Below are 14,804 nucleotides of genomic sequence, written 5' to 3' on the forward strand. Positions count from 1 at the left end.
TTCTCTGCGTGCGGTGCGGGGCGCGCCCGGTGGTCCCCCGGCCCGCGCCCCCCCCACCGCGGTATCGGACAGCGCCGTCCCGGTGTCGGACACCGCCGCCATGACAGCCGCGGTGTCCAGGTAGAAGGGCCGGATCTCGCTGATGAGCCCGTCGCGGAAGGTGATCAGTTGCATCACCGAGGTATCGAGCACGCGGCCGGTGGCGCGCGCTCGCAGTCTGCCGACGTTGTAGATGACCACCGCGTCGCCGTCCACCACGAACCGCTGCTCGAGGAACTCCAGCGACGACCAGGTTTCGCCCATCGCGGCCATGAATCGCCGGATGCCGTCCCGGCCGTGCCATTCGCCGCCATAGGGCAGGTTGGCGGCCTGATACATCACGACATCGGGCGCGAGGCAGGCCGCCATACCGGCGAAGTCGCCGCCCTCGGTGATGTAGGCGGCTTCCGCCGCGAAGAACCGCTGCAAGGCGGACATTGTTGTGCTCACGGGGAAATGCTGGGCGCAAGCCGCGGCTGGGTCCGGCGGAAATCGGACGTAACACTCCATGCCTCGCGGCGCGTGGGAGCCGCCGCTGTGAGATGTCGGTGGGCCTCCCTAGACTCTTCACCGTGACCCCAGCGACCACTGATCAGCGTCCGAGCTCCGTCTCTGCAGCCGGCTCCGATGCGGCCGGTCCGCAGCCGACACTGCTGTTGCTGGATGGGCATTCGATCGCCTATCGCGCGTTCTTCGCGTTGCCCGCCGAGAACTTCAAGACGGTCACCGGGCAGACCACGAACGCGGTGTACGGCTTCACCGCGATGCTCATCAACCTGCTCCGCGACGAGAAGCCGACCCATATCGCCGCGGCCTTCGACGTGTCGCGCAAGACGTTCCGCACCGAGGCGTACCCGGAGTACAAGGCCAATCGCAGTGCCACGCCCGACGAGTTCCGCGGGCAGGTCGAGCTGACCAAGGACGTGCTCGGCGCGATGGGCATTCCGGTGATGGCGATCGACGGTTTCGAGGCCGACGACCTGATCGCCACGCTCACCACCCAGGCGGTCGCCGAGGGCTTCCGGGTGCTGATCGTCTCCGGTGACCGTGACTCGATCCAGCTGGTCAACGACAACGTCACGGTGCTCTACCCGCGCAAGGGCGTCTCCGATCTGACCAGGTTCACGCCGGACGAGGTGATGGCCAAGTATCAGCTCACCCCGGCCCAGTATCCGGATTACGCGGCCCTGCGCGGCGACCCGAGCGATAACCTGCCCGGCATTCCGGGTGTGGGGGAGAAAACCGCCGCCAAGTGGATTCGCGAATACGGTGACCTCGCCACCCTCGTCCACAAGGTGGACGAGGTGAAGGGCAAGGTCGGCGATGCGCTGCGGGCCAATCTGAGCAGCGTGGTGCTCAACCGTCAGCTCACCGAGATGGTGCGCGATGTGCCGCTGCCCTACACCCCCGATCAGCTGGCTCAGCAGCCGTGGGATCGCAACAAGATCCACCAGTTGTTCGACGATCTGGAATTCCGGGTGCTGCGCGATCGGCTGTTCGAGACGCTGGCGCCGCCGGAGCCGGAAGCCGAGGCGGGCTTCGAGATCAGCGGCGGTGCGCTGGAAGTGGGCGCGGTCGCGGCCTGGCTCGCGGAGCATGCGAAAGCTGGTGTCCGGCACGGTGTTTCGGTCGTCGGCTCGGGCACTCCCGGCAACGGGGACGTGCGCGCCCTCGCGATCGCCGGGGGCGACGGCGAGAGCGGCTACATCGATGTCACGGTGCTGACCCCCGAGGACGACGCCGCACTCGGCGCGTGGCTGGCCGACGCGGCGGTGCCCAAGGCGCTGCACGAGGCCAAGTCCGCGGTGCACGCGCTGCGCGGCCGCGGCTGGACCCTGGCCGGACTGACCAGCGATACCGCACTGGCCGCCTATCTGGTGCGCCCCGGCCAGCGCAGCTTCAACCTCGACGATCTGTCGCTGCGGTACCTGCGCCGCGAGCTGCGCGCCGAAACCGACGAGACGCCGCAGCTGTCGCTGCTCGACGACGAGGACACCGTCGACGCACAGGTCGCGCAGACCGAAATGCTGCGCGCCAGGGCCGTCGTCGACCTCGCCGCGGCGCTGGACACCGAACTCCAGCAGATCGAATCCGTTCCGCTGCTGGAGGATATGGAACTGCCGCTGCTCGGCGTGCTCGCGACCTTGGAAGACGCGGGCATCGCCGTCGACGTCGACCAATTGGAGACGTTGCAGCGCCAGTTCGCCGACAAGGTGAACGAGGCGGCCAACGCGGCCTACGAGGTGATCGGCAAGCAGATCAACCTTGGCTCGCCGAAGCAGTTGCAGGTGGTGCTGTTCGACGAGCTCGACATGCCCAAGACCAAGCGCACCAAGACCGGTTACACCACCGACGCCGACGCGCTGGAATCGCTGTTCGAGAAGACCGAGCACCCGTTCCTGCAGCACCTGCTCGAGCACCGCGACGCCACCCGCCTGAAGGTCACGGTGGACGGCCTACTCAAGTCCGTCGCCGACGACGGTCGCATCCACACCACGTTCAACCAGACCATCGCCGCGACCGGCAGGCTCTCCTCGACCGAGCCGAACCTGCAGAACATCCCGATCCGCACCGACACCGGCCGCCAGATCCGCGACACCTTCGTCGTCGGTTCCGGCTTCGCCGAGCTGATGACCGCGGACTACAGCCAGATCGAGATGCGCATCATGGCGCACCTTTCCGCTGACGAGGGCCTGATCGAGGCCTTCAACTCCGGTGAGGATCTGCACACCTTCGTCGCGTCCAAGGCCTTCGACATCCCGCTGTCGGAGGTGAATCCCGAGATGCGCCGCCGCATCAAGGCGATGTCCTACGGCCTCGCCTACGGTCTGAGCTCCTATGGTCTCTCCGCGCAGCTGAAGATCAGCACGCAGGAGGCGAAGGAACAGATGGACGTCTACTTCGACCGCTTCGGCGGCATCCGTGACTACCTCTACGAGGTCGTCGAGCAGGCCCGCAAGGTCGGCTACACCGAGACCCTCTTCGGTCGCCGCCGCTACCTGCCCGACCTGGACTCCAGTAACCGTCAGCGCCGCGAGGCCGCCGAACGCATGGCGTTGAACGCTCCCATCCAGGGCACCGCCGCCGACATCATCAAGGTCGCGATGATCAATGTGAACAAGGCGATCACGGCCGCGGGGCTGCGGTCGAGGATGCTGCTGCAGATTCACGACGAGCTGGTGTTCGAGGTCGCCGACGGCGAGCGGGAGGCACTGGAAACGCTGGCTCGCGACCAGATGTCCGCGGCCATCGCACTGTCGGTGCCGCTGGATGTCTCGGTCGGCACCGGCCGCAGCTGGGATGCCGCAGCCCACTGAGGGCGGAGGCCGCCGTCGAACATGCGGTGGCCCAGCCGGGGCGCATCAGTGCGTTCGGCCGCGAAGAGCAGCGTGTCGTGGTGACCACGACGGGCGGCTACGGGGCTGGGCGGCAGACGCCTTGTACCGCCCAGCTTTTCAGCGCCCGTAGGCGAGCAGTTTGTACCGCGTCGCTGCCATCCGATGGAGATCGTCGGGTTTCCGGCCGTCGGAGGCGACACGATTGTCGGTATCCATCATCGGCGGAACTTCTTCGCCGGCATGATGGTCTCCTGGGTGGCGACCGCTCTGCCCACACACCTGCCGGGAATCTCCTACGTCGGCCGCGCCGAGTGCTACTCCCGGTGGCGCACCAATCGCGCCGAGCCCGCGGACAGATCGATCTCGTCGCGCGGCGGCGCGCCATCGGACTTGTCTTCCTTGTGCATCAGCACGGTCTGGCGCTGCTCGAACTCGTGGCGCTTGGAGCCCTGGAAAACGGCGGCGACTTCTTCGAAACCGGCGGCCGCGACCGGGCGGCCCGCGCGGTCCTCGAACCACGGGAGGATGCGGCTGCCGGTCAAGCGACTCCACAACACCTCGGCCGCGGCGAGCACCATCAGCACTATCGCCAGTCCGGGAATTGTCATGGCAACGAGCAGGCCCATGCGGTCGAAGGTACCCGCGCCCGCGCCGTTGCGCCGCGATCCATGGACGCCATGAAATCGGCTGCGGCGGCGCTGCGGCAATCGCCCGGCCGTATATCCCGTGAGCTGCGCAAACGATACTCGCGAGTAGAAACACCGAGGGTTCTAATAAGGTTGCGATTGCCTCGAGATGCCCCTATCGTGTACCGCGTGCCGAATCCCGCCGACCGCCACAGCGCCGTGCTGAATGTCGCAGACCGCGACAGCGCCGCGCTAATTCCGCTTACCGCGATGGTGGCTGCCCGGCGACTTCTCCTCGTAGTAACCCGCCGTAGCGGGGTCTGATTCGGACCGGCCCCCTCGCTGCGGGCTGTTGATTGTTAGTGCTGGTCCCCTCTGCCGATTCTCTTCGGGAAGACCTGATTGCAATGACGATCCTTACTCTTGACACACGCACGTTCATCGCCGCCGCACCCAAGGGCCTGCGGGCCGAATATGGCGACCTGACGCCTGCGGAGTTCTACGACCGCTACTGCGAACACACCGGACCCATCCGGCTCAGCGACTGGTCGCTCGCCGGTAACGGGAGCGCGGAGTGCATCGCGACGCTAGAGTTCGCCGACCAGTTGCGGACGTTCGGCACCACCGGCAGTCCGGTGGCGGCGATGACCTCCGCCCTCTATGACGCAGGCTATCCGGTCGAGATCCTGCAGTTCCACCAGCGCCGCACCGAGGCAGGCGCTGCCACCTTCGTGCAGTGCGAGGTGAACGGCAGGCGCGGCTGGGGTGCGGCCATGGCCGACGACGGCGCCGAGTCGACGATTCGCGCGATGATCGCCTGCGTCAACCGCATTGCTCGTTGACCGGGTAGACCCGACGGCTCGCAAGCCCCGAAATCGCAACGGACCGTTCACCTCTCGAAGGTGAACGGTCCGCGCGGGGAATGTGCGCGCCTTACTGCGAGGTCTTCTCCGACTGCTCGGCCAGCTGCTTGCGAACCTCGTCCATGTCCAGTGCCTTCACCTGGGTGACGAGATCCTCCAATGCGGCGGGCGGGAGCGCGCCGGGCTGTGCGAACACCAGTACGCCCTCGCGGAACGCCATGATGGTCGGGATGGAACGGATGTTCGCAGCGGCGGCCAAGCCCTGCTCCGCCTCGGTGTCGACCTTTCCGTGGACGACGTCGGGGTGCTTGGTCGAGGACGCCTCGAAGGTCGGCGCGAAGCTCTTGCACGGACCGCACCACTCTGCCCAGAAGTCGACGAGTACCACGTCGCTTCCGGTGACTACCTCGTCGAAGTTCTGCTGGGTCAGCGTCTGGGTGGCCATGACGTCCTCTCGTGTCGTTTTATTGCCAGCTGTAACGTCCGGCGTTCTCTTTATCTTCCACGGGCCACCGGCCACTCGCGCCGTTGGTCACCGTCCCAACGCCGGATACCCACGATGGTCGCCGGGAAATCACGGTCTCTTGCGACAGCGTGCACGGCCTCGCCGAGTTGCTGCTGGGATACGCGGCGCGCCAGCGTCACGTGCGGCGTCCACTCGTCCGGATGCAGGTTCGATGGAACGCCGGGGCACTGCGCCACGATGCTGAAGATCCGTCGTTGCACAGCGAGCAATTGCTCCGACGGAACGACCGCCCTGACCAGGATCGGATGGCGCGCGCCGAATACAAGCAACCCGCCGAGGCGGACCGGGAAGGGCAGGAATCTCTGCTGCTCGAGGACGTGATCGATGCGCGGCCACAGTTGTCTGGCGACCGCGACGGTGATGTGCGGGCGCGTGGTCTCGGCGGTCTTCGCCGCGAGACTGGGGATACCCGCGTCCGCCAACAACTGCCACTGCCGCCGGATCTCCGCATCGGCCGCGTCGTCCAACAGCAATTCGACCGACTGCACCATGGTCCCCCGAAAGTAGCGCCCCCCGGCGTGTCTGTGGGGTGATTCGGTCCCAGCCGACCGGCGGCGGGAGGATGACCTGGTGAACGATGCGATGCAACGCGACAGTTCGACACTCCGTCTCGGCCTGATCGACGGCGACGGGATCGGCCCCGAGATCGTGCAGGCAACCCGGGCAGTGGTCGACGAGGCCATGGCCGCCGCCGGTGCGAATCCGGTGCAGTGGGTTCCGTTGTTGATAGGTCACCGCGCGATCGAAGAGTTCGGTGAGCCGCTGCCCGAGGTGACCTTGACCGGTTTGGCGGGACTCGACGCGTGGATCCTCGGACCGCACGACAATGCGTCCTACCCGGACATGCATCGTGCGGCGGTCGCTCCCGGCGGCGCCATTCGCAAGCGCTTCGGGCTGTACGCCAATATCCGGCCCGCGCGGGCATTCACCGGTGTGCGCGCGGCCGCGCCGTTCATCGACCTGGTGATTGTCAGGGAAAACAGCGAAGGCTTCTATGCCGACCGCAATATGTTCGCCGGGTCGGGAGAGTTCCGGCCGACACCCGATGTCGCGATGGCCGTCGGTGTCGTCACCCGCCGCGCTTGTGAGCTGATCGCCCACGAAGCGTTCCGGCTGGCAGCGACGCGTCGTAAGCGAGTGACCATCGTGCACAAGGCCAATGTGCTGCCGATGACGATGGGCCTGTTCCGCGATGTCTGCTATGAAGTCGCTCACGATTATCCGAGTGTCGAGGTCATCGACGAGCATGTTGACGCGACCGCGGCGCATCTGGTCCGCGCGCCTCGCGATTTCGATGTCCTCGTCACCGAGAACCTCTTCGGCGACATCCTCTCCGATCTGGCGGGAGAGTTGAGTGGATCACTCGGCATGGCGGCATCGCTGAACTGCTCGCAGTCCCGTGCGATGGCGCAGGCGGTGCACGGCGCCGCGCCGACCTTGGCGGGGCGCAATCGCGCGAATCCGGTGGCGCTGCAGCTGTCGGCGGCAATGTTGTTGAACTGGTTGGGGACTCGCAACGCCGACCGGGTTGTGCGCAACGCGGGGGAGCGCATCGAGCGCGCGGTCGCGGCGACCTTCGAGGCCGGTATCGCGACCGCTGACCTGGGCGGTCTGGCGTCGACGAGTGAATTCGCCGAGCAGGTGTGCGCCAGGGTCCACCGCCGGTGATCAGCGTGCCCCGCCCGGGTGTTCAGCGCGGATCGGATTGATCTTCCGTTAACGAGCCGCGAATCGCGGGCGAATCGCCACGTAAGCGAGTCCATGAGTTGCGAGGTCACCGCAGGCGGTCGCGTTGCGCCGCCGCGTTGTGCGACGTGCTCGACCAGGTAGTGCCGTCCTCGCCGCGGTCGGTAACGCCGAGAGCAGCCGCAGACGGGAGACGAACAAGTTCTCGAGTCGATCCGGGCGCAGCGGCATCCGAAGCGATAACTCAGCCGGATTGTTCCACCGAAACGCCGTCAGAAACGACCCGGCAAACTCACCCCGGTCGAGTTTGAAATAATCAACCAGACCGCACGCTCGGCCTGAACCACTCGACCCCACGAGTCGATACACAGTGGGGGAGTCCCGCGGGTGTGCGGTGGCCAGGCGGCTGAAGCTATGAGCGCCGCAGTTTTGCAGTATTTCGAGTCCGGCTCATCTGACGATCCCGAGTGCAGCTCTACATCCAGCCGATCAACGCCAGGTCCCGCGGCGTCCCGACGCCGTCGGGGAAGCTCCATCGCCGCCGACCGCAGCGACACCATCGAAGGGATTGGGCAGCAATGATTCACTCGATCATGCGATCCGCGATCTGCGTGATCGCGGGAACCGGCCTCTCGTTCGCGGGCGCTCCGGCGCCCGTGGTCGCGGCGACCCCACCCAATGTAGTCGTGACCGGCGGCGAGCTCTCCGGCTTCGCGGCCGACGGCATCACCAAATATCTGGGAATCCCCTTCGCCGCACCCACTGGCGCCGAAGCGCGATTCAGTCCACCACGGCCCGCACCGCCGTGGCCCGGCATCCGGCAAGCTCACGGTCACGGGCCACAGTGTTCGCAGAGCGGTTTCCTGCCCAGCCCGCTACCGACAGGCCCCACCAGCGAGGACTGCCTGAGCATCGACCTCTACGTGCCCGACGGCTCCCGCGACAGAAACCTGCCGGTCATGGTGTTCTTCCACGGCGGCGGCTACACCGACGGCGCCAACAGCCAATACGACGCCCCCAGCAGGATGGTCGCCGAAGGCAACGTCATCGTGGCCATCCCCAACTACCGCCTCGGACCATTCGGATTCATGTCGCTACCAGAACTGGCCGCCGAGTCCGGTGGTGCCACCGGAACAGTCGGCATCCAGGATCAACAGGCCGCCCTGCGCTGGGTGCACGACAACGCCCATGGCTTCGGCGGCGATCCATCCAACGTCACGATCTTCGGTGAATCGGCCGGAGCAGGAAGCGTCTGCACACACTTCACCGCACCCGCCTCTGACGGCCTGTTCAGCAAAGCGATTATCGAAAGCGGATCCTGCACACAATCACCTTTGGTGCCCAGCAACCGGGGCGACTCCTTCAGACGCTCCCAGCGATACGCCGAAAGTGTCGGATGCGACGATTTCGCAACACAATTGGCCTGCCTGCGCGCACTACCCGCCGCGAAACTCCTGGAATCGCCGATCGCCCAATTCGACGAACTACCACCGACCTGGCTACCCAGCATCGACGGCGTCGTCGTCACCCGAACGCTCGACACCGCACTCGCACTGGCAGCCGACCGAAGAATTCCCATCATCGTCGGAAACAACAGCAACGAAGGCGCACTGTTCATCGCCGATTCCCTTGCCGGCGGCCGCATCCCGGATGCCGCAAGCTTCGAGCGCTATGTCCGCAAATCGTTCGGCGCCTTCGCCGACCGAGTGCTCGCCGAATATCCACTGGACCGGTACCCTTCACCCGCGGCCGCCCAATCCGCCGTCATCACCGACGGCTTGTTCGCGTGCCCCGCCCTGTTCGTCACCCGCCTCGCCCGTGACTCGGGACATCCAGTGTGGCAATACGAATTCGACCAAGCCGCATTCGGCGACGCCAACCCCCTGCTGCCCGGCGCCTTCCACGCCGGTGAACTGCCCTACCTGTTCTCCAGCCTGATGAGCCTGCCGATCCCATGGACCGGACCGTCCGATGCCTTCGCCCGACAAATGCAGCGATGGTGGACCACCTTCGCCCACACCGGCAATCCGAACGGACCCGGCTCACCTCCATGGTCTGCCTGGCCCGAACCGGCCGGGCAAAGCTCCGACGGGCCGGTACTGACCATGAGGGCGACCGGCAGCACCATGTCCTACGACTTCGCCGTCGAGCACAACTGCGGATTCTGGTCCGAACGCTCACCCTGAATCCCCTCAGCGGTGCAGACAAATCCTCGCGGCGGAACTCGGCAACCGCGCCGAGTTCGACCGGATGCGGATGGTTCGGATGGTCACCGTCGCCACGCGACATGCGGCATTGGCGGACGCTCGCCAGCCGGTTCCGGGCTCTGGCCGACGCTGAGTGGTAGTCGTTGCGGATCGGCTGTCGACGTACGGATGGCCGGTAGCGTCGAGAAGCCGGGCGGTATCGGTGACTGGAGTGTGTCAGAGGACACGGCGGTCACCGCCCCTCAAAGCCGCTGGTCAGGGTCTGAGGGGGTAGGGTGTCTCGCGGCGTGCCGGCGCCTGGGCAGTGGTGAGTTCGCAACGACTTCGTGTCGTTCTTTCGTTACTGTCCAGCATGAAGCGTCCCGGTCGCTTAGATTGCCAACGGGTGGTGACACCCGGGTTGAATCCGAAATGTGGAGGGCTGCTGTGTCTGTTCGATCGGTTTTTGGCAGGCGCGCCCTGCAGGCGATGTGCGTCGTCACTGGCGGCGTGCTGGTGCTATCCAGCTGTAGTAATTCGGAGGACAGCAGCCCCGAGGTGGCGAAGGTGGCCGGTGTCGACAAGGTCGACTCGATCGCCGCGCAACTCCCCGACAAGATCAAGCAGTCCGGCAAGCTCGTCGTCGGCGTGAACATTCCGTATCAGCCCAACGAGTACAAAGACCCGAGCGGGAAGATCGTCGGCTTCGACGTCGACCTGATGGACGCGGTCGCCGCCACGCTCGGTGTGAAGGCCGAGTACCTGGAGTCGTCCTTCGAGAAGATCATCCCCTCCATTCAGGCGGGCACCTACGACGTGGGCATGTCTTCGATCACCGACTCGAAGGAACGCGAGCAGAGCGTCGATTTCACCACCTACTTCAAGGCGGGCAGCCAGTGGGCGCAGCAGACCGGTAAGCCGGTCGACCCGGACAACGCCTGCGGTAAGAAGGTCGCGGTCCAGGCCACCACGGTTCAGGACACCGACGAGATCCCGAAGCGCAGCGAGAAGTGCGTCGCCGAGGGCAAGCCCGCCATCGAGAAGAAGTCCTTCGATGAGCAGAGCGCGGCCACAACGGCTCTGGTGCTCGGCCAGGTCGACGCCATGTCGGCGGACTCCCCGGTGACCGCCTACGGCATCAAGAAGAGCGACGGCAAGATCGAGGCCGCCGGTCCGGTCTTCGACTCGGCGCCCTACGGCTGGGCGATCCCGAAGGGTTCGGCGCTCGGGAAGGCGCTGCAGGCCGCGGTGCAGCACCTGATCGACAACGGCAAGTACCTCGAGATCACCAAGAACTGGGGCGTACAGGAAGGCGCGATCACCAAGTCGGTCATCAACGGCGCAGAGAGCTGATCGATGACCACAGAGGACACCCCGTCGACGCCCGGCGACAACGCCGGGGCCGGCGGGCAGGCCGTTTCGTCGCAGCCCGATCCGATCAAGGCGGTGCCACTGCGCCGTCCGGGTCGATGGATCGCCGCGGCGATCATTCTGATTCTGGTCGGCCTGTTCGTGTACGGCGCCAAGACCAATCCCGCCTACCGGTGGGACACCTACGGAAAGTATTTGTTCGACAGCAGGATCGTCTCCGGCGCGGTGGTCACACTGGAGTTGACCATCCTCGCGATGGCTCTTGCCGTCTCGCTGGGCACGGTGCTCGCCGTGATGCGCCTTTCGCCCAACCCGGTGCTTCGGGCGACGGCGTGGGTATATCTCTGGATCTTCCGTGGCACACCGGTCTTCGTGCAATTGGTGTTCTGGGGCCTGTTCCCGTCCCTGTACAAGCAGATCGCCCTCGGCATCCCGTTCGGGCCGCAGCTGCTGCAATTGGACGTGCAGGACCTGCAGGCGGCGTTCACCTTCGCCGTGATCGGACTCGGCCTCAACGAGGCCGCGTACATGGCCGAAATCGTCCGTGCCGGAATCAATTCCGTCGGCGAGGGGCAGCGGGAGGCGTCCACCGCGCTCGGTATGTCCTGGTCGCAGACGATGCGCAGGACGGTCTTGCCGCAGTCGATGCGGGTGATCATCCCGCCGACCGGCAACGAGCTGATCGGCATGCTCAAGACCACGTCGCTGGTCACCGCGCTACCGTTGACCACCGACCTCTTCGGCAGGGCGCGAGATATCTACGGTGTGAACTTCCAGCCGATTCCGCTGCTGCTGGTCACTGCCACGTGGTATCTCGCGATCACCAGCGTGCTGATGGTCGGCCAGTTCTACCTGGAGCGCTACTACTCACGTGGTGTCTCGCGGCAGTTGACCGCGAAGCAGTTGCAGGAGTTGGCCGATGCGCAACAGATTGTGAAGGCGAAATGACCGTCGACGTCGACAAGGACTCCACCGTCGAAAAGGCCGACCGGCCGCCGATGATCGTCGCGGACCAAGTGTGCAAGAGCTTCGGCGCGCTGCAGGTGCTCAAGGGGATTTCATTGGAGGTCGCGCGCGGCGAGGTGCTGTGCCTGATCGGCCCATCGGGTTCGGGAAAGTCGACCTTCCTGCGCTGCATCAATCACCTCGAGCGGGTGAACGCGGGCCGGCTCTATGTGGACGGCGACCTGGTCGGCTACCGCGAGAAGGGCGACAAGCTCTACGAGCTGCATCCGCGTGATGCCGCCAAGCAGCGCCGCGATATCGGCATGGTGTTCCAGCATTTCAATCTGTTCCCGCATCGGACGGCGCTGGAGAACATCATCGAGGCGCCGACTCAGGTGAAGAAGGTGCGCAAATCTGTCGCGGTGGCTCGCGCGCACGAGCTGCTCGAGCGAGTCGGCATGGGGGACAAGGCGAATGCCTATCCCGCACAACTGTCGGGCGGTCAACAGCAGCGCGTCGCGATCGCCAGGGCGCTTGCCATGGATCCGAAGCTCATGCTGTTCGACGAGCCGACGTCGGCCTTGGACCCGGAGCTGGTCGGCGAGGTGCTCGGCGTCATGCGTGAGCTGGCGGCATCGGGCATGACGATGGTGGTCGTCACGCACGAAATGGGTTTCGCGCGTGAGGTCGCCGATCAATTGGTGTTCATGGACGCCGGGGTGGTCGTCGAAGCGGGCAGGCCGCGTGAGGTGCTCGCCAACCCGCAAGAAGCCCGCACCAAAGCGTTCCTGTCGCGACTGCTGTAGCGCCGCACCGTGTGGCGGCTACGGAGTCTTGGTGCGCGCCAGACTGATTCGGAGCTGACCGAGCAGGACTTTGACGGCGGGACTGCCGGGCCGGTCGAGCCGCCAGGCCAGTGCGAGCTTGCCGTGCAGCTGCGGTTCGCTGATCGGTAGTACCCGCACCCCGAACGCCGCGGCTTCCTCGGGGGTCAGCGCGGGTACCACCGCGATACCGAGGCCGTGGGCGGCCAGACGCAGCAGCAGTGGCGGCGCGGCTGCTTCGAACGCCACATCCGGCTCGAAACCCGCTGCGGCGCAGGCGCGGTCGAAGACGCCGCGGATGCCGGTGCCGCGCGGCAGGCAGATCAGCGGGTGGTCGCGTAGTTCGCCGAGCGGGATGTGTGTCCGGTCCGGTCCGTCGAGCGCGACGGCCGCGACGATCGGAGTGTCGAGCACGACGTCGATACCGAGATCGGCATCGAGGTCCGCTCCCGTCAATCCGACGAGGGCGATGTCCAGCTCGCCGTGCCGCACCGCGGCCAGCATCTGTTCGGAGGTGTTCTCGGTCAGGCTGATGCCGACCTGCGGGTGATCGTCGTGGAAGTTTGCCAGCGCCGAGGAGATGTCGAAGTCCTCGGTGGCTGTGCCCGAGATGCAGCCGACGCGCACGTGCCCACGCAATAGGCCGGTGAATTCGTCCACGGTCTGCGTTATCCGCTCGGTCGCGGCGAGTGCGGCTCGTGCATGCGGCAGCACTGCCGCGCCCACTTCTGTCATCGTCACCGAACGGCCGCTGCGATCGAGCAGTTGCTGACCCAGCTCACGTTCGAGCTGGCGGATCTGGGCGCTGAGCCCGGGCTGGGCCAGGTGCAGGCGGGCCGCGGCACGGGTGAAGTTGGCCTCCTCCACGACGGCGACAAAGTAGCGGAGCTGACGCAGTTCCATAAGCAGTGATTCTAGGAGCAAGCAGAACTATCTGTTGTACTTCTCATTCGGGCGCGGGCATCGTCTGAGTCATGGGAAACACCGCAGCTCAGATGATCGATATCGACGCCTTCACCGGCCCCGTCTTCTACCCCGGCGACGCCGGGTACGAGGACGAGATCGCGGGCTTCCAGACCGCCTACTCGCACCGGCCCGCCCTCATCGTCGGGGCCGTGCACGCGGCGGACGTGCGCAGCGCGGTGGAATATGCGGCGCGCCATGGACTTCCGGTGGCGGTTCAGGCCACCGGGCACGGGCTGTCGGTCGCCGCCGACGGTGGCGTGCTGATCAGCACTCGGCGGATGACCGACATCCGGATCGATCCCGTCGCCGCGACCGCGAGAGTCGCGGCGGGGGTCCGGGCGGGCGCGCTGGTCGAGGCGGCGGCGCGGTATGGTCTCGCGCCGCTGAACGGTTCGTCGCCATCGGTCGGTGTCGTCGGCTACACCCTCGGGGGCGGACTCGGTCTGCTGGCAAGGGAATTCGGCTACGCGGCCGATCATGTGCGCGTCATCGAGCTGGTCACCGCCGACGGACGGATGCGCACCCTGGTTCCCGGCGACGAGCTGTTCGGCGCGGTGCTCGGTAGTGGCGGCAACTTCGGCGTGGTGACCGCCATGGAAGTGGAGCTGGTTCCGGTGACGACCGTGTACGGCGGTCAGCTGGTATTCGACACGCCGCTGGTCGAGCGGGCGCTGGAAGTGTGGCGGGAGTGGACCGACACGGTCCCCGAGCAGCTGACCTCGACCGTCGCCATGCTGACCTTTCCGGACATTCCGCAGGTCCCCGCGCCGCTGCGCGGCCGCTACGTGGCGTCGTTCCGGATCGCGTTCAACGGACCCGCGGAAGAGGGGGAGAAGCTGATCGCCCCGCTTCGCGCGATCGGCGACCGCGTGAAGGACGACCTGCGCGCGATGCCTTACACCGAGTCGCACACCATCCACAGCGACCCTGACCACCCGCACGCCTACGCGGCGACCAACGCCCTACTCTCCGACCTCACTCCGGAAACCCGGTCTGCGTTGCTCGCGGTCACCGGCCCCGGCGCATCGATCCAGGCCGTTGTCGACATTCGCCACCTCGGTGGAGCGCTGCGCAGGCCCGGCCCCGCGGGAATCGTCGTCGACCATCGCGACGCCGGCTACCTCGTGCGCGTCATCACCATGCCCGAACCGGGCAGTGCCGCAACAGCTCCCGCCGGCCACACGGCGGTCCGCGCCGCATTGTCCCCCTGGACCCTCGGCCACAACCTCAACTTCCTCTACGGTGCGGGCGTCGCCGCCACCGAGGACCAAACCCGCACCGGCTACACCCCCGCCACCTACACCCGCCTGGCCACCCTGAAGGCAAACCACGACCCCCACAACATGTTCCGCTTCAACCGCAACATCACCCCGGCCCCCTGAGCCGGTTGTCCTTCCGGCGTTCTCTGCTAGCATTGTGATATCACTTTGATAC

At 66.2% G+C, this 14,804-nt stretch carries 13 protein-coding genes; 8 read left to right on the top strand and 5 right to left on the bottom strand.

Going from position 1 to position 14,804, the window contains the following annotated elements; all coding sequences use genetic code 11:
* On the bottom strand, positions 1 to 489 hold a 489-nt coding region (locus ACFU4Z_RS32525; RefSeq protein ID WP_379070918.1), incomplete at its 3' end, for a nuclear transport factor 2 family protein.
* Positions 490 to 611: 122 nt separating this feature from the next.
* On the opposite strand from ACFU4Z_RS32525, the gene polA reads away from it, so the two are divergent.
* Complete coding sequence (polA, locus tag ACFU4Z_RS32530; protein WP_379070921.1) at positions 612 to 3,356, top strand: DNA polymerase I; 2,745 nt, start codon at positions 612 to 614, stop codon at positions 3,354 to 3,356.
* Between the two features lie 335 nt (positions 3,357 to 3,691).
* On the opposite strand, the gene ACFU4Z_RS32535 is transcribed toward polA, so the two are convergent.
* Positions 3,692 to 4,003, bottom strand: coding sequence for a DUF6191 domain-containing protein (locus tag ACFU4Z_RS32535; RefSeq protein ID WP_379070924.1), 312 nt, complete (start codon positions 4,001 to 4,003; stop codon positions 3,692 to 3,694).
* A 407-nt stretch (positions 4,004 to 4,410) separates the two neighbouring features.
* On the opposite strand from ACFU4Z_RS32535, the gene ACFU4Z_RS32540 reads away from it, so the two are divergent.
* Entirely contained in the window at positions 4,411 to 4,845 is a 435-nt protein-coding gene (locus ACFU4Z_RS32540; protein WP_379070927.1) for an alpha-isopropylmalate synthase regulatory domain-containing protein, read from the top strand.
* A 91-nt stretch (positions 4,846 to 4,936) separates the two neighbouring features.
* On the opposite strand, the gene trxA is transcribed toward ACFU4Z_RS32540, so the two are convergent.
* Positions 4,937 to 5,311, bottom strand: a complete 375-nt coding sequence (trxA, locus tag ACFU4Z_RS32545; protein ID WP_379070930.1) for a thioredoxin — start codon at positions 5,309 to 5,311, stop codon at positions 4,937 to 4,939.
* A 50-nt stretch (positions 5,312 to 5,361) separates the two neighbouring features.
* Positions 5,362 to 5,883 carry a 2'-5' RNA ligase family protein gene (locus ACFU4Z_RS32550; RefSeq protein WP_379070932.1) on the bottom strand — a complete coding sequence of 174 codons (522 nt, stop codon included), beginning with the start codon at positions 5,881 to 5,883 and terminating at the stop codon, positions 5,362 to 5,364.
* A 91-nt stretch (positions 5,884 to 5,974) separates the two neighbouring features.
* On the opposite strand from ACFU4Z_RS32550, the gene ACFU4Z_RS32555 reads away from it, so the two are divergent.
* The 5 genes from ACFU4Z_RS32555 (at position 5,975) to ACFU4Z_RS32575 (ending at position 12,386) form a co-directional block, all read left to right on the top strand.
* Positions 5,975 to 7,060: an isocitrate/isopropylmalate dehydrogenase family protein gene (locus ACFU4Z_RS32555; RefSeq protein ID WP_379071025.1), complete on the top strand. Its 1,086-nt coding sequence runs from the start codon at positions 5,975 to 5,977 to the stop codon at positions 7,058 to 7,060.
* Between the two features lie 596 nt (positions 7,061 to 7,656).
* Positions 7,657 to 9,264 (top strand): carboxylesterase/lipase family protein, encoded by a 1,608-nt coding sequence (locus tag ACFU4Z_RS32560; protein ID WP_379070935.1) that lies wholly within the window; start codon positions 7,657 to 7,659, stop codon positions 9,262 to 9,264.
* A gap of 489 nt (positions 9,265 to 9,753) precedes the next feature.
* On the top strand, positions 9,754 to 10,617 hold the full coding sequence (locus ACFU4Z_RS32565) for an ABC transporter substrate-binding protein (protein WP_379070938.1): 864 nt from the start codon (positions 9,754 to 9,756) through the stop codon (positions 10,615 to 10,617).
* A 3-nt stretch (positions 10,618 to 10,620) separates the two neighbouring features.
* Positions 10,621 to 11,583: an amino acid ABC transporter permease gene (locus ACFU4Z_RS32570; RefSeq protein ID WP_379070941.1), complete on the top strand. Its 963-nt coding sequence runs from the start codon at positions 10,621 to 10,623 to the stop codon at positions 11,581 to 11,583.
* Between the two features lie 50 nt (positions 11,584 to 11,633).
* Positions 11,634 to 12,386 carry an amino acid ABC transporter ATP-binding protein gene (locus ACFU4Z_RS32575; RefSeq protein WP_379071028.1) on the top strand — a complete coding sequence of 251 codons (753 nt, stop codon included), beginning with the start codon at positions 11,634 to 11,636 and terminating at the stop codon, positions 12,384 to 12,386.
* An 18-nt stretch (positions 12,387 to 12,404) separates the two neighbouring features.
* Here ACFU4Z_RS32575 and ACFU4Z_RS32580 read toward each other — a convergent pair whose 3' ends face one another.
* Positions 12,405 to 13,307 carry a LysR family transcriptional regulator gene (locus ACFU4Z_RS32580; RefSeq protein ID WP_379070944.1) on the bottom strand — a complete coding sequence of 301 codons (903 nt, stop codon included), beginning with the start codon at positions 13,305 to 13,307 and terminating at the stop codon, positions 12,405 to 12,407.
* Positions 13,308 to 13,378: 71 nt separating this feature from the next.
* Here ACFU4Z_RS32580 and ACFU4Z_RS32585 point away from each other — a divergent pair, with 71 nt between their 5' ends.
* Positions 13,379 to 14,752 (top strand): FAD-binding oxidoreductase, encoded by a 1,374-nt coding sequence (locus ACFU4Z_RS32585; RefSeq protein WP_379070947.1) that lies wholly within the window; start codon positions 13,379 to 13,381, stop codon positions 14,750 to 14,752.
* The last annotated feature ends 52 nt before the right edge of the window (positions 14,753 to 14,804 follow it).

It is taken from the genome of Nocardia sp. NPDC057440, from assembly GCF_042802915.1.
Taxonomy (GTDB): Bacteria; Actinomycetota; Actinomycetes; order Mycobacteriales; family Mycobacteriaceae; genus Nocardia.

Bases quoted from the DNA above. Each gene is read 5' to 3' on its own strand.
- ACFU4Z_RS32535 (WP_379070924.1), bottom strand. From the start codon at position 4,003: ATGGGCCTGCTCGTTGCCATGACAATTCCCGGACTGGCGATAGTGCTG.
- ACFU4Z_RS32540 (WP_379070927.1), top strand. From the start codon at position 4,411: ATGACGATCCTTACTCTTGACACACGCACGTTCATCGCCGCCGCACCC.
- trxA (WP_379070930.1), bottom strand. From the start codon at position 5,311: ATGGCCACCCAGACGCTGACCCAGCAGAACTTCGACGAGGTAGTCACC.
- ACFU4Z_RS32550 (WP_379070932.1), bottom strand. From the start codon at position 5,883: ATGGTGCAGTCGGTCGAATTGCTGTTGGACGACGCGGCCGATGCGGAG.
- ACFU4Z_RS32555 (WP_379071025.1), top strand. From the start codon at position 5,975: ATGCAACGCGACAGTTCGACACTCCGTCTCGGCCTGATCGACGGCGAC.
- ACFU4Z_RS32560 (WP_379070935.1), top strand. From the start codon at position 7,657: ATGATTCACTCGATCATGCGATCCGCGATCTGCGTGATCGCGGGAACC.
- ACFU4Z_RS32565 (WP_379070938.1), top strand. From the start codon at position 9,754: ATGTGCGTCGTCACTGGCGGCGTGCTGGTGCTATCCAGCTGTAGTAAT.
- ACFU4Z_RS32570 (WP_379070941.1), top strand. From the start codon at position 10,621: ATGACCACAGAGGACACCCCGTCGACGCCCGGCGACAACGCCGGGGCC.
- ACFU4Z_RS32575 (WP_379071028.1), top strand. From the start codon at position 11,634: ATGATCGTCGCGGACCAAGTGTGCAAGAGCTTCGGCGCGCTGCAGGTG.
- ACFU4Z_RS32580 (WP_379070944.1), bottom strand. From the start codon at position 13,307: ATGGAACTGCGTCAGCTCCGCTACTTTGTCGCCGTCGTGGAGGAGGCC.
- ACFU4Z_RS32585 (WP_379070947.1), top strand. From the start codon at position 13,379: ATGGGAAACACCGCAGCTCAGATGATCGATATCGACGCCTTCACCGGC.